The organism is Massilia sp. P2_C2, from assembly GCF_056404615.1.
Window position 1 is genome coordinate 1 of record NZ_JBFUDR010000075.1, and the last position, 22,129, is coordinate 22,129.

General features: G+C 64.2%; 13 protein-coding genes. 4 read left to right on the plus strand and 9 right to left on the minus strand.

Annotated features, from left to right (window positions below):
• Positions 1 to 150 precede the first annotated feature (150 nt).
• The 5 genes from AC1DYX_RS11510 to AC1DYX_RS11530 all read right to left on the minus strand — a co-directional run bounded on the left by AC1DYX_RS11510 (position 151) and on the right by AC1DYX_RS11530 (position 11,444).
• A complete protein-coding gene (locus AC1DYX_RS11510) occupies positions 151 to 1,224 on the minus strand; it encodes a ferritin-like domain-containing protein (RefSeq protein ID WP_477258942.1) in 1,074 nt (357 codons plus the stop codon).
• Complete coding sequence (locus tag AC1DYX_RS11515; RefSeq protein ID WP_477258943.1) at positions 1,224 to 2,834, minus strand: GMC family oxidoreductase N-terminal domain-containing protein; 1,611 nt, start codon at positions 2,832 to 2,834, stop codon at positions 1,224 to 1,226. The genes AC1DYX_RS11510 and AC1DYX_RS11515 overlap by 1 nt, the downstream gene beginning before the upstream one ends.
• A 4-nt stretch (positions 2,835 to 2,838) precedes the next feature.
• Positions 2,839 to 3,303, minus strand: coding sequence for a hypothetical protein (locus AC1DYX_RS11520; RefSeq protein WP_477258944.1), 465 nt, complete (start codon positions 3,301 to 3,303; stop codon positions 2,839 to 2,841).
• 69 nt (positions 3,304 to 3,372) lie between these two features.
• Positions 3,373 to 6,882, minus strand: a complete 3,510-nt coding sequence (locus AC1DYX_RS11525) for a Dyp-type peroxidase (RefSeq protein WP_477258945.1) — start codon at positions 6,880 to 6,882, stop codon at positions 3,373 to 3,375.
• 134 nt (positions 6,883 to 7,016) lie between these two features.
• Positions 7,017 to 11,444 (minus strand): molybdopterin cofactor-binding domain-containing protein, encoded by a 4,428-nt coding sequence (locus tag AC1DYX_RS11530; protein ID WP_477258946.1) that lies wholly within the window; start codon positions 11,442 to 11,444, stop codon positions 7,017 to 7,019.
• A 99-nt stretch (positions 11,445 to 11,543) separates the two neighbouring features.
• On the opposite strand from AC1DYX_RS11530, the gene AC1DYX_RS11535 reads away from it, so the two are divergent.
• Positions 11,544 to 11,702 carry a hypothetical protein gene (locus tag AC1DYX_RS11535; RefSeq protein ID WP_477258947.1) on the plus strand — a complete coding sequence of 53 codons (159 nt, stop codon included), beginning with the start codon at positions 11,544 to 11,546 and terminating at the stop codon, positions 11,700 to 11,702.
• A gap of 146 nt (positions 11,703 to 11,848) precedes the next feature.
• Here the strand turns inward: AC1DYX_RS11535 and AC1DYX_RS11540 are convergent, their stop codons facing one another.
• The 4 genes from AC1DYX_RS11540 to AC1DYX_RS11555 form a co-directional block, all read right to left on the minus strand.
• On the minus strand, positions 11,849 to 12,607 hold the full coding sequence (locus AC1DYX_RS11540) for a DUF2278 family protein (protein WP_477258948.1): 759 nt from the start codon (positions 12,605 to 12,607) through the stop codon (positions 11,849 to 11,851).
• A gap of 242 nt (positions 12,608 to 12,849) precedes the next feature.
• Positions 12,850 to 13,128 carry a high-potential iron-sulfur protein gene (locus AC1DYX_RS11545; RefSeq protein WP_477258949.1) on the minus strand — a complete coding sequence of 93 codons (279 nt, stop codon included), beginning with the start codon at positions 13,126 to 13,128 and terminating at the stop codon, positions 12,850 to 12,852.
• A 29-nt stretch (positions 13,129 to 13,157) separates the two neighbouring features.
• On the minus strand, positions 13,158 to 14,465 hold the full coding sequence (locus AC1DYX_RS11550; protein WP_477258950.1) for a cytochrome C: 1,308 nt from the start codon (positions 14,463 to 14,465) through the stop codon (positions 13,158 to 13,160).
• Positions 14,466 to 14,569: 104 nt separating this feature from the next.
• The gene (locus tag AC1DYX_RS11555) at positions 14,570 to 15,523 is read right to left on the minus strand and encodes an IS1595 family transposase (RefSeq protein ID WP_477258951.1); all 954 of its coding nucleotides are present in this window, start codon (positions 15,521 to 15,523) and stop codon (positions 14,570 to 14,572) included.
• Between the two features lie 780 nt (positions 15,524 to 16,303).
• Here AC1DYX_RS11555 and AC1DYX_RS11560 point away from each other — a divergent pair.
• The 3 genes from AC1DYX_RS11560 to AC1DYX_RS11570 all read left to right on the plus strand — a co-directional run bounded on the left by AC1DYX_RS11560 (position 16,304) and on the right by AC1DYX_RS11570 (position 22,005).
• Entirely contained in the window at positions 16,304 to 18,565 is a 2,262-nt protein-coding gene (locus AC1DYX_RS11560; protein ID WP_477258952.1) for a WD40/YVTN/BNR-like repeat-containing protein, read from the plus strand.
• A gap of 164 nt (positions 18,566 to 18,729) precedes the next feature.
• Positions 18,730 to 19,746 carry a diguanylate cyclase domain-containing protein gene (locus AC1DYX_RS11565; protein ID WP_477258953.1) on the plus strand — a complete coding sequence of 339 codons (1,017 nt, stop codon included), beginning with the start codon at positions 18,730 to 18,732 and terminating at the stop codon, positions 19,744 to 19,746.
• A gap of 87 nt (positions 19,747 to 19,833) precedes the next feature.
• A complete protein-coding gene (locus AC1DYX_RS11570; RefSeq protein WP_477258954.1) occupies positions 19,834 to 22,005 on the plus strand; it encodes a 3-keto-alpha-glucoside-1,2-lyase-like domain-containing protein in 2,172 nt (723 codons plus the stop codon).
• The last annotated feature ends 124 nt before the right edge of the window (positions 22,006 to 22,129 follow it).

Below are 22,129 nucleotides of genomic sequence, written 5' to 3' on the forward strand. Positions count from 1 at the left end.
ACAAGGTCGTGCACGTGCGCTGGGAACAGTAAGAACCTGTCTGGGTACGCGCGAACGGGTAGGGTGGGCACCCGAGCCCACGCGAACGCCAACGGAACGCAAACGTCACGCGTGGGCACGGGGTGCCCACCCTACTGGGACTTCCCGCCATCAGTCGCGCGTCCCCGGCGACGCCACCCATTCGAAGCTCGGCGCGCCATGCGCCCCATCGGCCGCACCGTCGATCGGCAGGCTCATCATTTCATGCGCGACCGACGTCATGCCATGCATGCCATTGGTGATCGCGTCATACAGCACGCTGGGGTTGCCGTTGAATGCCTGCTCCAGCTGCCGCAGCATCACCGAATACTGCCGGTTGAAGGTGTCGTTCAGGCGCGCCAGTTCGGAGCCGGGCCGGTAGTCCGTGCTCTTCGCGTCGCGCCTGATCGGATACACGGCCGTGTAATCGACGTCGAAATGCTCGCCGGTCGGCGGTTCCGCGGGACGGTCGTCCGGACGGTAATAGCGGCCGCAGGCGATCTCGTTGAAGCGGAAGTAGTGCGCGACTTCGCGCGGCTGGTCGAAGTATTCCGCGTCGCCGTCGTAGATCGAATTGTGCGACGCTTCGCCCTGTTTCTTGATGACGGTCATGGCGTCGATGGCCGAGGCCAGCGATGTCACGACGATGGGCTTGCCGCCGCTGCTCCAGTAGTATTGCTCGTTGATCTGGTGCGTCGGGTCGCCGCAGAACACATCGCTCTCCGGGTAGTCGGCGCAGATCCTTTCCAGCATCAGGACGATGCGGTCGTAGAACTGGCCCAGTGTGATGCCGGGGATGACGACCTGCGCCTGCGCGCCATGCGCATGCGAGGGCGGCAGCAGGTCGGCCGGGATCTCGATCTGCTTGAACGTCCTGATCGCTTGCGGCGAGAACGCTTCCAGGTGGATGTCGAATTCGCGGTCGCGGATCGGGCTGCCCTCGAATTCGAGCCGCAGCGGATAGGTCGGGACGGCGTCGCCGTGCAGGCGCACCTTGCCCCCGAGGCTGGAGATCAGATTCCCCACCAGCACCATGTGCAGCATTTCCTCGATCGCCACGCTCCGGATCACGTTGGCGGCCACGCGGTTGCCGGGCATCTTGATGCTCAGCAGCGCGGTCAGGTAGGGCGGGATCGTGGACAGTTCCAGTTCGAGCGCCTTCTGCAGCAGCGGCAGCAGCATCGCTTTTTGTTCCTTCAGGCTCATCAGGCGGCACTCGCTTTCGTGGTGGACTTGTTCAGGTGGTCGCCCAGGCGCAGCGCCAGCGCGGCCAGGGTCAACGTGGGGTTGACGGAACCCGATGACGAGAACGCGGCGTTCGAACAGACGTAGACGTTGTCCACGCCATGCACTTTCAGGTCGCGGTCGATGACGCCCTGCGTTTCATCCTTGCTCATGCGGGTCGTGCAGCAGGAATGGTCTGCCCGCCAGGACAGGAACGGGTTCGCGGCCGGTGTGGCGGGCATGGCTTCGAAGATCCGGTTGATTTTGGCCTGCACCTCGACGAAGCGTGCATCGAAGCCGGCCGGCCTGGTGAAGTCGATGGCGGTTTCCGTCATGCCCATGCTGTTGGTTTTGCCATAGTTGGACACGCGGTCCTTCCAGTCGCCGACGATCTCGATCTGGCCGATCAGTTGCAACTGCTGGGCGCCGTCGACGTAACGGTCGATGTCGGCGCGGCTCCGGCCCGATTGCATCTGGCTGGCCAGATTCACGGCCGGTGCCGAAGGCGGATTGCCGATCACGAATTTGCCCCTGGCCTGTTCCTCGACGCTGTCGAAGTGGCGCGAGCATAACGTGGCGAATGCCATCTCAGGCTGCAGGCGTGACGGGTTCGCCGCGATGTCGGCCGAAAAGGCGTAATACGGTTGCGTGATGAGGTAGCGTCCGACCAGGTCGAGGTCGTTGCCGATGCCGTTGGCCCAGTGACTGGAACGCGAGCGTTGCAGCAGCTTGGGCGATTCCAGCGCGCCGGCAGCGACGATGACCTGCTCCGCTTCCACGACGACGTCTTTCCCGGTGAACCTGTCGTGATAGACCACGCCGCTGGCCCGGTGCTTCGTGCTCATCGTGATTTCCTTGACGAAGCAGTTGAGCCGGATTTCGAGATTGGGGAAGTTGCCCCACGCGACCATGTCGTTCAGGAAGTTATTGGCCGAATAGCGCGCGCCGAACGGGCAATAGAGACAGGTGCCGGTGGTCTGGCAGGGCGCGTGCGTGGACGTGGTCTCGGTGACGCCATGCCGGGCGATGGGCATGTGGCCGTACGCGATGCCGAGCTTTTCCATCGCCGCCGCCACCGGCTGGTCTTCCAGCGTGTACGGAAAGGCGGGGAACGGGTAGGGTGTCGAGCGGGGCACGCCGCAGTCTTTCGCCTCGCCCGAGACGCCGATATAGCGCTCGGCCTGGCCGTAATAGGGTTCCAGCTCGTCGTAGCCGATGGGCCAGTCGATGCCCTGGCCGGTGTTGGAGTACAGCCTGAAATCCTCCGGCTTGAGGCGGAAACACCAGCCGTCCCAGTGGATCGTGGTGCCGCCCAGGGTGAACACGCGCGAGCCGGAGAGGCCCATCACGGTGCCGCCCAGGCTCACATTCTCGCCCGGCTGGCCCCGCTCCGGGTAGTCCGCGTCCTGGTACGGGTCGTACGGCAGCTTGCCGCTGACGACATAGTCCTGCCACAGCGCGGCATCCTTCATCTTGACGCTGCCGCCTGCTTCCAGCATCAGGATCGAGGCGCGCGGATTTTTCGCCAGCAGGCGTTGCGCCAGGGCGGCGGCACCGACGCCCGAGCCGATGATCAATGTTTCGACTTTCATGGCTTCAGCTCCAGGTCCTGTAGGGTGCCGGTTGTCCCGGGATGTAGGCGCCGCCGATATAGCCGCAATAATTCTCCGCGCCCCAGGCCTTGAAGCCGCCCAGCGCCAGCTGCCAGGCGACGAATTCGTTCGACACGCATTGGCGCACCAGCGCCAGCGGGGTCCGCGGCGGGGTTTCCAGCGCGTTCGCGTCCGTGAACAGCAGCGCGTAGGCGGCCTCTTCGCCGCGCTCGGCGACCAGGTCGTCCATGACTTTTTTGGCCAGGATGTAGTACTCGTGGTAGATCGGATACAGGCTGATCCGGTTGCACATGAACGTGTAGAGCTGCGACCGGTACGGCGCCGGGTCGTCCATGTTGTTCCAGAATGTGCCGATGTGGACGAACAGCCGCCACATCGATGCGAACACGTCGTCCGCGATCGGCGGCAGGTGCGCGCTCAGCGGGTGTTTTTCAGTCAGTTGGTACATGCTTGTCTCAAAATAGGTTAAGTAGGGTGGGCACGGGGGTGCCCACCCTACCGAGGTAGGCTTTAAGGCTCAGGGCGTAAAATACTGGCGCCGCTGGTGCTGCTCCTGGTKGGCAGGGAACATGGCGGAATAGAACTCGGTCCAGCCGCCCATCCGCACGCGCACGAGGTTGTAGCGCTCGGGATCGCGCGCCGCGGCCTGGTAGGTGGCGAGGTCGGCACAGGTCATCGTGATCAGGTTCGAGCCCGTCTCGCCGCGCGCATAGGCGCGCACGAACTGCTGCAGGTCGGCCAGCGGGAAGTCTTCCGCGATGTTCATGTCGACCGGGGAGGCGTTCGACAGGCCGTAGTCGATCGCCTCGGTCTTCCAGCTCTTCAGCGACTGGTAGATGTTGCGGAACGCGGGGGCGGCCGGCAGGTCCTGCGGGGCCGGCGACGGCGACAGGTCGGACGCAATCGGCATCCCGTTGCGGCGGCCGTCGGCGCCCGCGCCGCAGGGCAGGCCGTCGCCCACATAGCCCTCGAACGTGCCGATGCCGGGCGTGACGACGAATTCGAAGCTGCCGAAGCGCTTGGCGATGCTGTCCAGCTGGGCGCGCAGCGGCGCGCACGGTTGCCGGATCACGCTGACGCACAGTCCGACCATCTTTTCCATCATCCAGGCGCCGATGGCATYGACGTCCGCATTGCCGCTGCCCCATTTTGGCAACGCCAGCGCGACCTCGCGCAACTGCTGGTAGCGCAGCCCGCGCTCCTGTGCGTCCGCGGGGCCGAGCAGCTCGCTCTGGTAGGGCTCGACCATGGTGTAGCCCCAGTCGTTCATCAGGCAGTCGAGCAGTTCCGGCAGGGTGGTGACGGCCGTCGTCGGGTCGTACACCATCTTTTTGATGGCATACAGGGAATCGATCGCGTTCGAGGCGCCGATGCACAGCGGCGCCATGATGTGGAACAGCGCGCCGCCATTGGTCAGGTCGCGTCCGTTGTCCACGCAGCCCTCGATGACGGCCGACAGCAGCGGGCTCGGGCAGATGTCGGCCAGGTTGCCGTAGGCGCCCAGCATCAGGTTGTACGCCTGTACGATGCCCCATTCCAGCTGTTTGAGGAAGACTTCCTGCAGCTTTTCGAAACTGTGGATTTCGGACGCGTGCGGCGTGCGGATCGTCTGCTTCTGCCCGCGCAGGTAGATCGGGCCGGCCGTGCCGTACGTTGCGCCCTGGTTCAGCGCCTGTTCCAGCGCGCTCATCGGCGTGACGTCGAAGAACGTGAATTCGGAGGCGCCGGCGAACATCGGTTCATAACAGCCGTCCGCGGCGTAGTTGCGCGACCACGCGGTGCCGACGGTCTTGCCCGAAGCTTCCAGCGCGGTGCACAGCTTGTCGTCGTTGTAGAGGATCGGGTGCGCGCCGCCCGCCAGGAGGCAGCGCGCGGCTTCGTCCAGGTATTCCGGCGCCATGTCCTTGTGCACGCGCAGCGACAGGGTCGGCGCGCTCACCGGAATGCGGCGGGCCGCCTTCAGGCACAGCATCGTGACGGGGTTCGCACCGCACGTGGGCACCGCGTCGTCGGTGGGCAGGTAACCCCCGACGGTGACCTGTTGCACCCACTGGTTGATGCCGCCGCCCTGCGGGAAATTGCCGCCCAGGCCGAACACGGACGTCGTGCCATAGGTGCGGTAGTCGACGATGTTCGCGCGGTTGACGAACGCGTTCTCGCCGATCTTGAGCCACAGGCAGTCCATGATTTCCTGCGCCCGTTCCGGCGCCACCGTGTCCTGTTGCAGCAGCGGCCACAGGATCTGGTCGAGGCGGCCGATCGGGGTCAGTTCGCCGACGAGGTGCAGGCAGCAGTGGAACGCGTACACCAGCTGGACGCCGTCCTGGAAGCTGGCCGGCTTGTCGGTGCGCAGGCGGCGCAGGCGGTCGGCCACGTCGCGCATGTTGGCCACGTCGTCCGGTGCCGTCGCGGCATCGACCGCGGCGCCGCAGCGCTCGGCCAGCCGGGCCCAGTTGTCCAGGTAGCCTTGCACGCCCTCCAGCGACCAGATTGCCGACTGGTAGAAATCGGCCTTGTCGCCGCCCGCATTCGCCGCCAGTTTGGTACGCAGGTTGTCCAGCAGGGCGCCCAGGCCTTCGTTGACGACAAGTTGCAGGTCGGGCACGACGTGGCCCATCGCCGACCACTCATTGAGCTGGGCCTTGAGCCACGCGGCGACCGTTTCCTCCTCGTCCAGGTAGGGCACGACTTCCTTGCCCCGTCCCAGGGTGAAATCGGGGATCACGCCGACGACCAGCTCCTTCGCATCGATGCGCAGCAGGTCGTTGCGGCGCGCGATGGCGGACTCGGGGCTCGAGAGCAGGTCGGCGAGGGTCTTTTTGTTCGCCATCCCCTTGCGCAGGGCCACGCTGGCCGTGAGCACATGCTTCTCGTCGTCCGCCAGCAGGTCCTTCAGGTGCGGGAGGCGCGGAAACGGCTTGCGCTTGACCCAACCGTCGTTCCAGTGCGAGAACGTGCGCTCCGCCAGCAGCAGCAGGCGCGGGCTCGGCGGATCGCCGCCGATGTACTTCCCGGACGCCATCTGGTGCAGGTAGTCCATGCCGTTGTAGAACATGTAGCCGTTGGCGCTGCGCACCTGCCAGTGCGGGTCTTCCGTGACGTCCGCGTCGCGCGCGCCGGCGACTTCCAGCTCGGCGGCGCTCGGCACATACCAGTACGCGCCGGACACGCCCTGCACGACGCTCATCAGGCGGTCGGCCGGACGGTTCTTGTCCGGGCCCATCATGTGGTCGATGATTTTTTCGAAGCGGGCCTGGTCGTTGCAGAAGCCGACGAACAGCAGGCCCTGCTCGCGCGCCGCGCTGCCGCCATGGGAGCCGAAGGGCAGGGCCTGGCGCAGCAACTTGAGGTTGTCGCCATTGCTGTCCATGACGTGCACGCGGCGGATGTGGGCGTTGACGTCGCCCTGCGGCAGCGATACGCCGTCCGGATTGCGGCCGATCATCGCGTCCTGCGCGTCCGGCAGCATCGTGGAAATGCTCGGCCAGTCGAACAGGAATTTCTGGGTGAATGCGAAGCACGCGCCGCTGTATTCGCCGTTGATCAGCACGTCCGCCGCCAGCCCGACCGGATTGTCCGGGTTGGTGATGCCGTCCAGGTAGCGGCCGGCCATGATCTTGCGGTCGGGGCGCTTGCCGACCGCGAGGATCTCCAGGTGAGAAGCCAGCTTTTCCAGCGCCGGCCGCACGCTCTCCATCAGTTCGGCGGCCGCCTCGGGCTCGTCGCTTTTCAGGTACAGGAAGACGTCGCCGCCCGTGTCGCGCAGCTTCGGCGAGTGGTTCAGGACTTCACGGCTGACGGGGATGTCGCGGCCATCCCACTTGCCCCACAGTTCGGGGGAGAAAGCGGCCACGAGGCCGCAAGGCACGGCCGAGGCCTGTGCCTTCGCGGCCAGGTCGCGCACGAGCGCGAGCAGCGCCTGGGCGCCGGCATGATCGTGGTCGCGCAAGGTGAGGGTGGCCGCCTGGCCGAACACGGCGCGCTGGAGCAGGCCGGCCTGGGCACCGCGTACTGTATCGAATTGCATGGGTTTCCTTTCTGTGTAGGGTGGGGCATTTCATGCCGGGGGCATGAAATGCGTGCCCACGCGTGACGCATGCGGCTCGTTGGCGTTACGCGTGGGCGGAGGCCGCCCACCCTACCGATTGTTATTGGTACGTATCAGATGCCGCTGTCCAGGTCCGCGCCACGCACGAGGCACGCCTCGCGCACGCGTTCCACGGTGGCCGGCGACTCCATCTGGAACCACTCGTGGTGGCCGCGGTCGGCACGGGCGGCGCGCACGGCCTGCTTGACCGCGAAGAAGGCGGTGGCAGCCAGGGTCATCGGCGGTTCGCCGATTTCCTTCGACGACAGCAGTTCGGCTTCCTCGTGCGGCGCGTTCGGCGCCAGGTCGCGCGGGAACAGGATCACGTTCATTTCCTGCGGAATCGATTGCGCCGCGGGCGGTTTGTATTCCCAGGTGTTGACCGTGTATAGGGCGCCCGGCGCCGGACGGGTGGGCGAAGGCGTCGTGGGCGAATCGGCCGGCTGGTACGTGAGTTCCTCGCTCAGCACATAGCCCAGGCCCTGCACGAATCCACCCTCGACCTGGCCCACGTCCACGGCGGGGTTCAGGCTCACGCCGGCGTCGTACACGATGTCGGAACGCAGCACCGTCGTCTCGCCCGTCAGCACGTCGATTTCCACTTCCGTGCAGGCCGCGCTGAATGTGTAGCCGTTGAAGTAATCGACTTCTTCGTAGGCCGAGACCGGCTTGCCGTCCGGCCCGATGACTTCCTTGAACGTCAGGCCCGTGTCCGGCTCGGTGCCGCCCGGTACCGCGATGCGCGACTGGGCCGACAGGTTGACGCGGGCGTCGAAGGCGCTCGCGATGATGTATTGCCAGATGGTCTTGTCGGGTGCGCCGTTCGGCTGGGCGATCGGGGCGCGCCAGCCCAGTTCCGGGTAGTCCCAGAAATTGACGTGGTTTTGCGCGCACCACGCGCTGCCTTTTTCATCCAGCAGCTTGTGGCAATACGCTTCCAGCCTTTGGCGCAGCGCCTGGCATGCCTCCTGCGCGGCGCCGGCGTTGAACGAGGTGCCCGTCGACGCGCCGGTGCCTTCCGGATTCGGCACCACGGCCGTATCGCATTCGGCCACGCGGATCGCCTGCATCGGCACGTTGAGGGCGAGCGCCACGACCTGTGCCACCTTCGTATCGAGGCCTTGTCCCATTTCCACGCCGCCGTGGCGGACCAGCACCGAGCCCTCCTTCGAATAGACCTCGATCAGGGCGCCGCCCTGTTCCAGCGATGCCGTGTTGAAGCCGGACCCGTACTTGACCGGCAACAGTGAAATGCCGCGCTTGCGCCAGCGGTTGCGCGCGTTGAAGTCGTCCACCGCCTGCTGGCGCGCGAGGAAGTCGGATTTCTCCAGCGTGTAATCCCATACTTCGCGCATGTAGCACGACGCCAGCGGCTCGCCGTACGGCGTGCGTTCGCCCTGGGCGTACAGGTTCTTTGCGCGCACCACGTGGGACGGCAGGCCGACGCCGTGGGCCGCCGCCTCGACCGCATCTTCCACGATCAGCGTGGCCTGCAGCATGCCCATCGTGCGCATCGACGTGTTGCTCGTCTTGTTGGTGCGGCATACGTCGGCCGCGCAATTCCAGTTCGGGATGCTGTATGCGGTATCGCTGCGCAGGGCCAGGCAGTCGCTGACGATCATCGAGCACTCATAGGTGCGGCCGCCGTCCAGCCAGTAATCGGCCTGGAAGCCGAGCAGCTTGCCGTGCGTGGCCGGATCGGAGGCGTCGCCGATGGCGATGTGGTAGTTGCCCAGCACGGGATGGCGGTGGCCGAACATGGCGCTGTCGACCTGGCGCAGCACGGCCAGCCGCACGGTGCGATTCTGTTTCCATGCCGCGACCGCCGCCATGCTCGAAGCGTAGGACGACAGCGCGCACTTGCCGCCATAGCCGCCGCCGACGCGGCGGATCTGCACCGACACCTGGTTCGATTCCAGGCCGATCACCGCGCAGGCAGTGCTGTGCACCGCATCCGGGCTCTGGCTCGACGGGTGCAGCCGCAGCTGGCGGTCGTCCAGCACTTCGGCCACGCAGGATTGCGTCTCCATGTAGAAGTGGATCTGGCTGCCGACCTGCTGTTTGGACGACACGCGCGTGCAGGCCACGTCCACCTCGTTCACCGGTACCGGCACGCCGTGCGCGACGACCGGTTCGCTCGGGTCGGGCTCGGTCGGGTTCGCGGGCGTCACCCACTGCAGGTTCGTGCCCTCGCGCGTGATCTGCCAGATGTGGACGGGGAACGGGGGCGCGTCGGGGAACACGATCTTCTCGCGCTCCGCTCGGGTAGCGGGAATGTCCAGGCAAGGCGCGTCCGCGGCGGGCGCGAACCGGATCAGTTCCGTCTGCAGGTACCAGGCGGCCTGCTGCGCTTCCTGCTCGTCCTCGGCCAGCACGAGGCCGATGGACTGGCCGAAGCCCGTCAGCAGCAGCGGCGCGCGTGCGTCATAGCCGGGCGGCAGCTTGCCGTGCGGGCAGGCGGACGGTTCGACGCTGATGGCGAACAGGGGATCGTCCGTACCGATGCCGATCACGGCCTGCTGCGGCACGTCGATCGCCGTCACGTAGTCGACCACGCCGGGGAAACGCTGGCGCAGCGCCGCCAGCACTTCGGCCGGGCTGGCCGGGCCGTTCACGTCCGCCACGCGATACGTGCAGGTGCCGAGGGCGATGGTGCTTTGCACCGGGGCGGCGTTCAGGCCGCGTCGCGGCAGCGGAATGTCGTGCACGTACTGGGCTTCGCCGGTCGCCTGCAGGTAGGCGCCGAGCTTGATGTACGGGATGTTGGCGGGATATTCCGCCGGATCCTTTTCGTAGGCCTGGGTGCCGCGGGTTTCTCCCGGCACCACGCGCTGTGCCGCCGAGCGCAGCGCGTCCGGCACGGGCAGGCCGCGCCATTCCGCGACTTCCAGGAAGAATTTGTACAGGTACGACACGCACAACGCCCGTTTGTAGCTGTCGGAAAAGCCTTCGTCCGGCAGTTCGGCATAGTGGGCCGCATGGCGCCGCATGATGGCATCCACTTCCGCTTCCATCGCGGCCACGGTTTTCGCCAGCGTCTGCTGGTTCCAGGCCTGGCCGAGCAGCATCTCTTCGCAGCCACGCAGGCGGCAGGCCACCGGCGAGATGCCGCCGACCACGAGCGCAGCCTCGACGACGTGGTTGCAGGCGTCCAGCCGCACCCGCAAGCCGGCGTTGACGATGGAGTGGGCATTCACGATGCGCAGTGCCGTCTTGTACGTCTGGACGTATTCGTCGGCGCGCGTCGCGGGCACGTCATAGCGCAGCAGCACGCAACCGCCGCGCATGGCCGGGTCGCTGTTCCACAGGTTGGCGAACTCGAGCAGGCCGAAACGGCGCTCGCCATCCCAGCCGGGTGCGATGGCGACGACGTCCGTGCCGAGTGCGGCCAGCGCCGTGAAGCAGTCGGACGGGAAGGGCACGCCTTCGTCGCCGTGGCGTACCACCAGCATGGTGTTGCCGGCCAGTGTGGCGGCATTGCGGACGATCGTGCCGGCGGTGCGGCCCGCCATGTAGCGCAGCGCGAGCAGGCCGGGCAGGGCGGGGCTGCCTTCCGGCGTGTCGGCGATCTGCCTGTCGAGCAGCGCCAGCAGGTCGCTGTAGCGCAGGCCGGCGCCGAGCTCCAGCCGGCCATGATCGGCGCGGCTTGCGCGCAGCTCCGCCACCTGGCCCAGGTCGATGAAGACGTGGGGATTTTCCACCGTGGCCGGGTAGATGCCGATCGAGGTGTTGCCGCCGACGAGGCGCAYGTCCTGGCGGTCCGGGAACTGCGCGAGCAATTCAACGACCTGGCCCAGCGACGTGGGGCGGAACCAGCGGTAACCCTTCGATTCGAAGGCGAGCGCGCGGGCGCGGTGGCGCAGTTCATCCGGGAATTCGACGGCCACGGGAACGACGTTCCTGACCTCGTCCGCCGGGTCGATGTAACAAGGCATGCATCCTTTGTCGTCGACGGTCGGATTCCAGTCGGACGCGAATTCCTTCTTGAATCCGTAGAGGATCGGGCGGTAACCCGTGCAGCGGCAGATATTGCCGTCGAACAGGCCTTCGATCTCCGCCTTGGTGCCGGGCTTGGGGCCGTTTTCCAGTACGGCGGCCGTCATGTTCATGACCCAGCCCGGCGTGCAGAAGCCGCACTGGGAGCCATTGTTGCTGGCCACGCAGTGCTGAACGGTACTGATGGCTTCGTTCTTCACGCTGCCCGTGCCTTCGACCGTCGTCACCATCTTGCCGTCCACGGCGGCCAGCGGTTTCAGGCAGGAATTGACGGAGGAATGCTTCACCGTCTGGCTGGCCTCATCCCACTCCGACAGCAGCACGGTGCAGGCGCCGCAACCACCCTGTTTGCAGCCGATCTTCGTACCGGTCAAACCCACGTCGGGAGAGCGCAAATAATCGACCAATAAGGTTTTCGGGTCGACATTGGGTAATTCTACGGGTTTCCCATTCAGATAAAAGACGAGATTGGCGCTATGACGGGGAATGGCATTGTTTTCGGACATGGTAACCCTGTTGGTTAATCGGGATGGGCAACACCTGCTGGATAAAAGAAATCCATGGGCGCGCGCGGGCCCACTGTTTGATTTCTCAGCGGAAATAAATTGTTCGCCACATTAGCAGCGAGAAAAAATAAAATCAATCAGGGGATTGATGGAAATCCATTAGGAAATGGACGGCGTCGCGAAGAAAATGGGAACGCGCGTTTTTGCGCCATTTCACATATCGATGAAAATGGCGCGATTGAAGGGAAGCTTGAATGAATTCTGCCGGATCGCCGGATCGCCGGATCGCCGGATCGCCGGGCCGCCGGATCGCCGGGCCGCCGGATCGCCGTGTTGCGGTAGGGTGATGCCGGCAATGCGCGTGTCCAGGCCGCTGCCTGGACACGATGTGTGGGGACTGCCGGTCAGGCGACTTCGAGTTGCCGGGCGAGGCTGCCCGGATCGCTGTCGTTGATCTCGTGGCCGCCATCGACCGGATTGCCGGCGCCGTCGGTCGGTACGATCTGCTGCGTGAACGCGGTGAAATAGGCGGTCCACGTCCCGTCGGGGTAATTGATCAGGATCGCGCCGTCCTGCCATACGTCGTTGTGGTCGGTGTCGTCATTCCCCTCGTTCAGGAAGTGACGGCCGGTCGAGCCCTGGTTCATGTGGATGTCGTGAATGCCCGCGTCGCCGCCCGTATAGGTACGGCCGAACGCGTAGACGTCGGCATTCGTCGCGACGGCCTGGTTGAACGCCGTCTCCAGCGAGGCGACCGGCTGGAACGTGGTCGTCGAGCTCATGACGCCGTTGTTCATCACGTCGCTGTCCTGCCATGTCCCGGTACCGGCGCCCGCAGTCAGGATGTCGGTGCGGAGGAAGTCCAGGGCCGGCAGCGCATCCTTGCCGGTCAGGTCCGTATAGCCCTGCGCGGCCGCCTTGAGCGTGGAGCAGATCGGGTGCGAAAAGTTCCGGACCAGGCGGTAGCGCAGCAGGTCGTCCGCGTCGTCCGTGCCGACGTTGATCGCGCAATCCCATGGCGTGACGGCATTGCCCTGGTTGTCCACGGCCTGCAAGGTCACGTGCATGTGATATTGCGTTTCCTGCTGCTCGGGAATGTATTTCGAGCGCATCGTCGGTGCGCTCGTTACGTGCGCTTTAAAAAAACCATATTGCAACGTCATTAACAGATCTCCAAATGGTTGATCAGGCACAAAGCCGATTCCTGCCTGAATCGGGCGGCGATGATGAAAGGCCGACGATTGTTATTTCGGCCTCCGGTCGACGTCACTGCAAAAGTTGCTAGTAGCGTTGCCGGGCATTTTGGCGCAAGTAAAAAAGGAATGCCTTCTTTTTTGCGTGAGCATTTTTCCGATTTATTGGAAACCTCGAATCTGGCCTGGTCGCGTCATTTGGATGGAAGCCGCTATTTGGGCGTGAATGCCATGCACCAGCCATTCGGGCTGATCGTGCCTGCCACGATCTTGCAGGTACCGGGCTGCTGTCCGTCGCCAGGCGGGACGAATTGCACGCAATCCGCGCAGCGCTTGCCTTCGTTCGGATGGTCCTGGTAATGAAAATCGTCCTTGCTGGCATTCCCCGCCTGTGCCGAGGAAGGCCTGGCGAGCAGGGGCAGGGCGAGCAGGACCGGGAGCGCAGCGGCCTGGCCGAGCAGGCGGCGGCGCGTGGACTCTCTTTCGTTCATGATGACCTCTTGCGGAAAAGGGCCGGGGCTTAGAACATGAACCATCCCAGCAGATAGACGGTGTCGTTGGCGGAGGCGTTGCGGCCGAGGCCGTCGTAGTTGCGCGAAGCGCCGTTGAACTTGCTGTAGTGCGTGAACTGGAGCGTCAGGCGGATGTCGCGACGCGGCAGATAATTGAACTCCAGGATCGTGCCCGCGCTGTCCGGACTGCCATTGCCGCTGCCCGTCACCGCGTCGCCAGTGTTGTAGAGTCCGTTGTCGGCGGTGCCGTGGATGCGGAAGCTCGCCAGATTCACGCCGTACTTCTTCTCGAAATAGTAGGTCGCCTTCGCACGGAATGCGTGCAGCCGGTCCGTGTGGTTGCTCGCCTGCGCATCGGGATTCCAGGTTACCGATTCGCGCGTGTAATTCAGTTGTCCGGAAATCCGGTGGCGGTCCGTGATGTACTGGTATTGCGCATCGATCCCGATATCCCGGAAGTGGTCCGTCGGACCGGACAGGCGTTGATTGTCGGGGAAGACGTCGGCGATCAATCCATACGTCCCGACCATCGCCGAATGCTTGCCGCCGTCCCAGTCGTGCTGCACGGCCAGGCGCCAGTAGGGGTTGTAGCCGTCGAGCGCGGCGGCGGTGTCGCGTTCGATGCCGAGCCGCAGCGGCGAGAACAAATGGTTGCTGGTGCGGTAGGCCGTGACTTCCCCGTAGACCGTGTTGCGCCACATCGCATACGCGCCCATCCCCGCCACCTGCTGGCCCAGGCTCTCGATCAGGGGTGCGGCCGCGGGTGCGTTCGCGGCAGGGGACGAGGCGAACGGGAAACCCCATGTGCTCACGGTGTTGTAGACGTCCTGTACCTGCGGATTGTTATGCAGCGTAAAGCCGTAGAGCAGGTCATGTCCCGCGACGCCGACGTGGTTGGCGTAACGCAGGTCGACATTGTCGATGCTGGTGTGGTGCTCGACGCCATCATAGGTGAGCTGGGAAAAGATCCCCACATGGTCGCTCAGCTTGCCGTTGTAGAACAGGCTCACCTGTTGTATCACCGCCTCCCGGTCCTTGGGGAAGTTTTGCGCGAAGTTCGTGCCGGCGCCGCGTGTTTGCGAGTACGACAGCTGGACCATGCCGGCCACCGGAAACGCGAGGCGCGGTCCCAGCGTATAGCCGTTGAGCTTGAACAGCCGGCCCGTCGGCGTGAGCTCGGGCCAGCTGACGTGGCAGGTAAAGCAATCGAACCCGGTCTGGCGCGCGAAGCTGGGGACGGCCTGCGCCGGGAACATGCAGCAGGTCAGGATCACGGCTGCAAGCGCACGCCATGGAACGCCGATGGAATACCTCATGACAACCTCCTGTCAGGACGGGGAAGGGGGTTTGCGTTAATGCCGCTGGCGGCGCAGAAGTTCAAGGCTGTGTTCGCATTTGTCGGTAAACGGGCACCGAGCTGCTAACCGAGCTGGACCGCAGCGCGCAGCCAGTCAGCCGGGGTCGTCAGGCGGCGCGCGTCCAGCAACCTCTGCCATCCCGAATAGTTGATCAGGTAGCGGCTTGCGACACCGCGAAAGCGCACGAGCCAGCTTTTAAAACGGCTGTGCCAGGCGTTCACGTTCTGGATGTGGATCGCGCCGCGCGTCCGTTCGCCCGCGTTCCCGTTCACCGCCTCGTGCGTAATGCCGGCCTCCTGCGCGAAACGACGATAGGATGCGGCCGCATCGCTGATCAGCAAGACGTCGGTCGGCAACACTGGCTTGAGGCACCCGTGCAGCTGTTCGGCCGTCACCTGCCCGCGTCCGGTATGAAAATCGAGCGTTTGTCCGGTACGGTCGCGAGCGACGAGCAGGCAGTCGTGTTCCCTGTTGACGCCGCGCCGCTTCGCCACGCCGCCGCGCTTTCTCGGCGTGCGGGTCAAGTTGCGCGAGCCCTTCTGCGATTCCAGGAGAAACGTCTCGTCCGCCTCGACGATGGCCGTCAACCTGGCCGGCCGGTCGCGCATCGCGCCGGGCACGAACCGGTGGCGCCACCGGAAACTGGTCGTGCGGTACACCCCGACGACGCGCGCCGCCTCGCGCACGGTGCGTGATTCGAGCACGCATTGCAGATAAGGCAGCCAGCACTCCTTCTTGCGCAGGCGCGCGAGCGGTGTCCCGGTCAGGGCATTGTAGGTACGACGGCAACGGAGGCAGCGAAATCGCTGCAGTCCGCTGGCCTGGCCGCAGCGGTGCGACTTCGGGTGCCTACAGTGTGGACACGGCCGTCCCCGCGCAGCCTGCTCGATCAGGCCGATGCACTCGGCTGGATGCGTGATGCTGGCAATCCATTCCCGTAGCCGGGCCAGGTCACTCGCCGACAAAGCGACCGCGGACAACATGGCAAACAGGTCGTCGAACGTCAGGCTGCGCATCGGCACTCCGGAAGAGTTAACTCGACAATGCGTATGACTTCGGCAACAAATTAAAGTTCACATAACGAACGCGAACACAGCCAGGTTCAATCGACGCAGGCCCTGTCGACAGCGTGGATTGATGCCCACAAGAACCTTACGAAAATTTAACCAACGTTTGGGATATTGATGATTTTTTCGAGTTAATCTACATTAACGTCGAGGGGGTATTTCGCTTGTTTTTCGTTTGATTTCACTTGTTCGAACGGCCATTTCCCGTCGTTTTATATCGAAAAACAGCAGTTTCTGAAGATTTCGTGTTTCGTATTTTGCGTTTTATCAAGCGGCAGTTGTAAATCGTGATTGTGTCGGAAGTACATGGCGGCGAGGCATGAATCGTTGTTGGAAAATAGTTGGATTTGATGTGAATCAGTAGCCTATTCAAAAAACATAAATATGCGCGTATTGCTAGCCAGATAGCAACACCGGGCATTTTGGTGTCTCAAATAATGCTATTCCAATTGTTTGAGCCTGATCGGCGTGCCGAATTGCGAGAATTTGTGCCGCTTGGAATGCTCGATTTCGTTTTGACAAAAATTTTGTGGTAAATATATTATCGTAAATTTTTGTTCGGAAAAGTTTAAATGCATTTGTCCAATGTCGCACATTTCATGTAGTGCTTTGGTAATTTTCATAATTGCGACAAGTTGAAATGATTTGCAGAATCGAGAAATCGCGCACTGAAATTGCAGCAAACTCATTTTGAATCGCGCGATACGAGCCAATAAGGRGACGTTGTTCATGAAGATTAACAAGGCACGAAAACAGGCATCATCCCCGACGTTTAGACAGTTTTCCCGCAAGCTCGCCCGCGGCGCGCTGGCCGCGTCGATGCTGGGCATACTCGTCACTGCGACATTACCTGCGCATGCCGCGAACTACACCTATAACAATGTGAAGATCGTCGACGGCGGCTTCGTCAGCGGCATCATCGCTCACCCGGGCCAGCAAGGGTTGTTCTATGCCCGTACCGACGTGGGCGGCGCATACCGCTACAACTCCGCCACGAGCACCTGGATTCCGCTGAACGACTGGACGGTTCCGTCCAACTGGCACCATATGGGCATCGAGACCATCGCCATCGACCCCAACAACACGAACAAGCTGTACATGGTGGCCGGCATGTACACCAATAACTGGGACGGCAACGCCACGTTCCTGGTGTCGTCGGACAAGGGCGCCACGTTCACGTCGTACCCGCTCAACTTCCATGCTGGCGGCAACAACGTTGGCCGCAATGCGGGCGAACGCCTGCAGGTCGACCCGAACCTGGGCTCGATCCTGTACTACGGCACCTTCAACGAATCCACGCAAAGCGGCACCAATGGCCTGTACAAGAGCACGAACGGCGGCCAGACGTGGACGAAGCTGACCGGGTTCACGGCCCTCACCAGCGACGGCTCGGGCGCGGGCGTGGCGTTCGTCACGCCATACAAGGCATCCGCCAGCCTCGGCTCGGCCACGCCGACGCTGTTCGCCGGCGTGTCCACGTCGAGCGCGAAATCCGCCGGCGTGACGTTGTACAAGAGCACGAACGGCGGCACCACGTGGACGGCGGTGACGGGCGGCCCCGTCGGGATGTACCCGAACCACGGCCAGATCGCCGCGGACGGCAACCTGTACATTACCTACGGCGACGGCATCGGCCCGGGCGACATGAATACCGGCCAGGTGTGGAAGTACAGCATCGGGCAAAACACGTGGYAGAACATCACGCCGCCCAATCCGAACAATCTGACCGGCGGCTACGGCGGCCTGGCGATCGATACCCGGACCACGAATACGCTCGTGGTCATGACCATGGATCGCTATTGGCCGGATGACACCATGTTCCGCAGCACCAACGGCGGCGCCACCTGGACGGACGTGGGCGCCTCGGCCACGCGCGACGACAGCCTGTCGCCGTACATCCATTTCGGCCACCCGTCGCCGCCGTTCGGCAACTGGAGCCAGGTCGTGATCGACCCGTTCAATTCGGCGCACGCGTTCTATGGCACCGGGGGTACGGTCTGGACCACGGGCAACCTCACGGCAGCGGACAGCGGCCAGGCGACCAACTGGACCATCGGCGCCAATGGCATCGAGGAGTCGGCGCCGCACCTGCTGGTCTCGCCGACTGCGGGCGCACCGCTGATCAGCGGACTGGGCGATATCTGCGGCTTCGTGCACACCAGCCTGACCACGTCGCCCACGCCCATGTCCAACCCGCTGTGCCAACAGGGCACGGGACTGGATTACGCCAAGTCGGTGACGTCGAAGATCGTCCGCGTAGGCACGGCGCTCTCGGGTAACGCCGCCGTGTTCGGCGCCGTCTCCACCAATGGCGGCACCAGCTGGACGGCGTTCACCAGCCAGGGGGGCTCGAGCCAGGGCGGCGGCACGGTCGCCATCTCGGCCGACGGCGCGAACATCGCCTGGGCCCCGTGGGACGCCGCTCCGGTCCTGTCGACCAATAACGGCGCCAGCTGGACCGCGACGGGTCTGCCGATGAGCAACAGCATGCAGATGGTTTCCGACAGCTTCAACAGCAGCCTGATGTATGCCTACGATGCGAACACGGGCACCGTTTATACCAGTTCCAACAAGGGCGTCAACTGGAATACGGCCGCCACCGGGCTGCCGCAATATGGCAGCCTGAGCACGCCGTTCGGCATCCAGGGCGATCTCTGGTTGTCCACCTCGTCCGGCCTGTACCGCAGCACCAGCTCGGGCTGGAGCTGGACCAAGCTGACGACGGTGACCTCGGCCGTCTCGACGGGCTTCGGCAAGGCGGCGACGGGCACGACCTACCCGGCCATTTACATGTCGGGCACGATCAATAGCGTGCAAGGCTTGTACCGTTCGACGGACGGGGGCAATACCTGGACCCAGATCAACGACTCTGCCCACCAGTACGGCGGCATTACCCATGTCACCGGCGATCCGAAGACCTTCGGCACGGTCTACTTCTCGGCGAGCCAGGGCCTCGGCCGCGGTATCATCGTCGGCACCTCGTCGAACTGAAGCCGGCTCGTGTAGGAACGCAAGCCCCTGGTTGCCAGGGGCTTTTTCTTTGTTGCGACATTTCCTATAGATGTGGCCGCAACGCCAGTATTTGCTTGTCAATAAGGCACAAATGCTCCACACTGGATCGTGATTATTGGTGACATTTTCGACATTGAAAAACCATGAACACTGTCACGCTGGATGCGACCGTATTGCTAGACATTATCAAGATCCAGGCGGAGATCGCCTGCCAGGGCCTGGATCTTGGCGGGGTGCTGCAACTGGTCTGCCAGCGCGCCACGACGCTGTGTCACGCCCAGGGCGCGGTCGTGGAAATGGTCGAGGGTGACGAGATGATCTACCGCGCCGCCGCCGGCATCGCGCAGCCGCAGCTGGGCCTGCGCCTGCGCCGCGACAACAGCCTGTCGGGCCTGTGCGTGGAAACCCACGAAATCCTCGTGTGCCACGATTCCGAGACCGATCCGCATGTCGACCGCGAAGCCTGCCGCAAGGTCGGCCTGCGCTCGATGCTCGTCGTCCCGCTGCGCCATGAAAACCAGTCGGTGGGCGTGCTGAAGATCGTATCGGCCGAAGCGCATGCCTTCGACGAGCGGCATGCCCAGGTGCTCGGGCTGTTGTCGACCCTGATCGGCGCATCGATCTACCACGCCGTGCAGAACATGTCGAACGACCTGTATTACCGCGCGACGCACGACGCGCTGACCAGCCTCGCGAACCGCGCACTGTTCTATGACAGTTTGCGCCAGCAACTGGCGCGGGCGGCGCGGTCCCATGACCATGTCGCGGTCGTCAACATCGACATGGATGGACTCAAGGTGATCAACGACAATTGCGGCCACCGCGCCGGCGACGCCGCGATCCGCCAGGTCGCCAACCGGATCGCCGGCGGTCTCCGTACCGAGGATCTCGCGGCGCGCCTGGGCGGCGACGAGTTCGGTCTGATCCTCGTCGGGGTGCGCGACCGCGACAGCGTCGTGGACAAGTGCGCCGACCTGGCGAGCGCGATCCGGGCGCCGTTCGAATTCGAGGGCCGCATTCTCCCCCTCGGGGCGAGCATCGGTTTTGCCCTGTGGCCGGAGGATGGCCGCGACATGGAGCAACTCATCGAACTGGCCGACCAGGCCATGTACAAGGTCAAGCATGGGCGGCGCGGCGGCGCGGGGATGCTGCACGGATGAACCGGACCGCCGTCCGTCATTTTCTCAGATAACGATACCATCCACGCTACAATGTCTGCTGTCCAACCATAACGACAGGAGACACTCATGCATCATCACGCACTGCGGCAATTGACAGCCGCGCTGGGCGCACTGGCCATGGTGGCGGGCGCAAGCGGCGTCGCATGCGCATCCGACCTGGCGCCGGCCATGCAGACCGTGCAATTGAAGGGCGATGCCGGCGGCCGGCGCTTCGAAGGCTTCGGCGTCGTCGACGGCGGCGGCGGCACGTCCGTGCTGCTGAAGGATTATCCGGAACCGCAGCGCAGCCAGATCCTCGACCTGATCTACAAGCCGAAATTCGGCGCCTCCGTCAGCGTGCTGTATGTCGAGATCCCCGGCGACGGCAATGCCACGCAGGGTTCGATGCCCAGCCACATGCACACGCGCGGCGACCTGAACTACGACCGCGGGTACACCTGGTGGGTCATGACGGAAGCGCGCAAGCGCAATCCGCATCTCGCGCTGGACGGCACCATCTGGAGCGCGCCGGGCTGGATCGGCGATCGGGGCATGCGTTTTGCCGGCAACCAGGGCGACGACCGCTTCTTCTCGCAGGATACGGCCGACTACTACGTGACGTGGCTGCGCGGCCTGCGCGACGTGTATGGCCTGCAGATGGACGCGCTCGGCATGCGCAACGAGAAGGGCGTGAATTACGGCCTCGTCAAGGCGATGCGCAAGACGCTGGACGACAATGGTTTCCGCAATGTCCGGCTGCACGCGTTCGACAACTGGCCCGACGAATGGAAGTTCGACTTCGTCAAGGACCTCGACAAGGATCCGCAACTGGCCGCCGCGATCGACGTGATCGGCGCGCACGTCAACACCGATACGTCGACGGTCCCGGCGGACGTGCGCGCGACGGCCGACCGGCTCCACAAGCCCCTGTGGAACACGGAGGCCCACGTGTACAAGGCGGGCTACGAGGGCCTGATCGGGAACGTCGAGTCGTTCAACGAGAACTACATCCGCAGCGGCATCACCCGTTTCGTCAACTGGTACGGCATCGCCGGCCTGTACACGCTGGAATCGTACTCCGGCGAGAAGGAAGCGGCGCTGCGCGCCAACTGGCCCTGGAGCGGCCACTACGAGATCAACCCGAGCCTGTGGGGCTATGCGCACTACGGCCAGTTCACGCAGATCGGCTGGACGTACATCGATGGCGGCAGCGGCGACCTGGCCGCGGGCGGGACCTATGTCACGCTGAAGTCGCCCGGCAAGGATTACAGCATCATCGTCGAAACGCGCAAGGCCACGCGGCCGCAGCGTGTGCGCTTCGTCGTCGGCGCCGGCCTGTCGCGCGCCGCCCTGGCGGTCTGGCGCAGCAACGCACAAGCGTACTTCGTGCGCCAGGCGGATGTCGTGCCCGCGCGCGGCGTGGTCGAACTGACGCTGGAACCCGGTGCCGTGTATTCGTTCACGACGACGCGCGGCCAGCGCAAGGGGACGTTCGCCGACGTGCTGCCGAAGCAGGCGTTCCCGTTCCCGTATCGCGAGACCTTCGACGGCTACGCGGCGCCGCGCCAGTGGGGCCATTTGCCGCGCTATTTCGCGGACATCACCAGTGCGTTCGAGCTGGCCGACTGTCCGGAGCGGAAAGGGCGGTGCCTGCACCAGGCCGTTCCGGTGCCGGCGATGTCCTGGGCGCCGGAATGGAAGCCATACACGATCATCGGCGACGATGCCTGGACCGACTATGAGGTCAGCGCGGACGTGCACACCGGTCCCGGCGAATCCGCCGCCGTGATGGGCCGCGTGAACGACGTCGGCAGCGGATACGGCACCATCCCCAAGGGTTACTACCTGCAACTGGAGGACGGGGGGCGCGTGAGCCTCGTCGTGGTGCGCGGCAAGGTCGACAAGAAGGCGCTCGTCGGCGACGCCGAGCAGCAGGCGCTGATCAAGTCGCAGCGGGACGACGGCGAGGGCGGCGAGAAGGTGCTGGCCACGGGAACGGCCGCCGGCGGCGGCTGGCATACGCTGAAGCTGCGCTTCGAAGGCGCGACGATCCGCGGCTATGTGGACGGCAAGCAGGTCGTGCAGGCGGACGACGCGCTGTACGGCCGCGGCATGGCCGGCCTGATGGCTGGACCGACCGCCAGCGGGTTCAGCATGCCGTATTTCGACGACGTCGTGGTCAACCGTGTCGGCGGCCCGCCCCCGGCCGCCACGGCTGCGCTGCCCGGGCAGGTGCCACTCTATCCGCGCAAGAATTGACCGCCGCCGGCTGCCGGCAGACTAGTCGCGATATATGAAAAAAGCTTGCTTCGGCAAGCTTTTTTCATACCGGCATGCCGGACGTCGATGCATAGTTAATGTATATTATCGATAAAAAACAAGC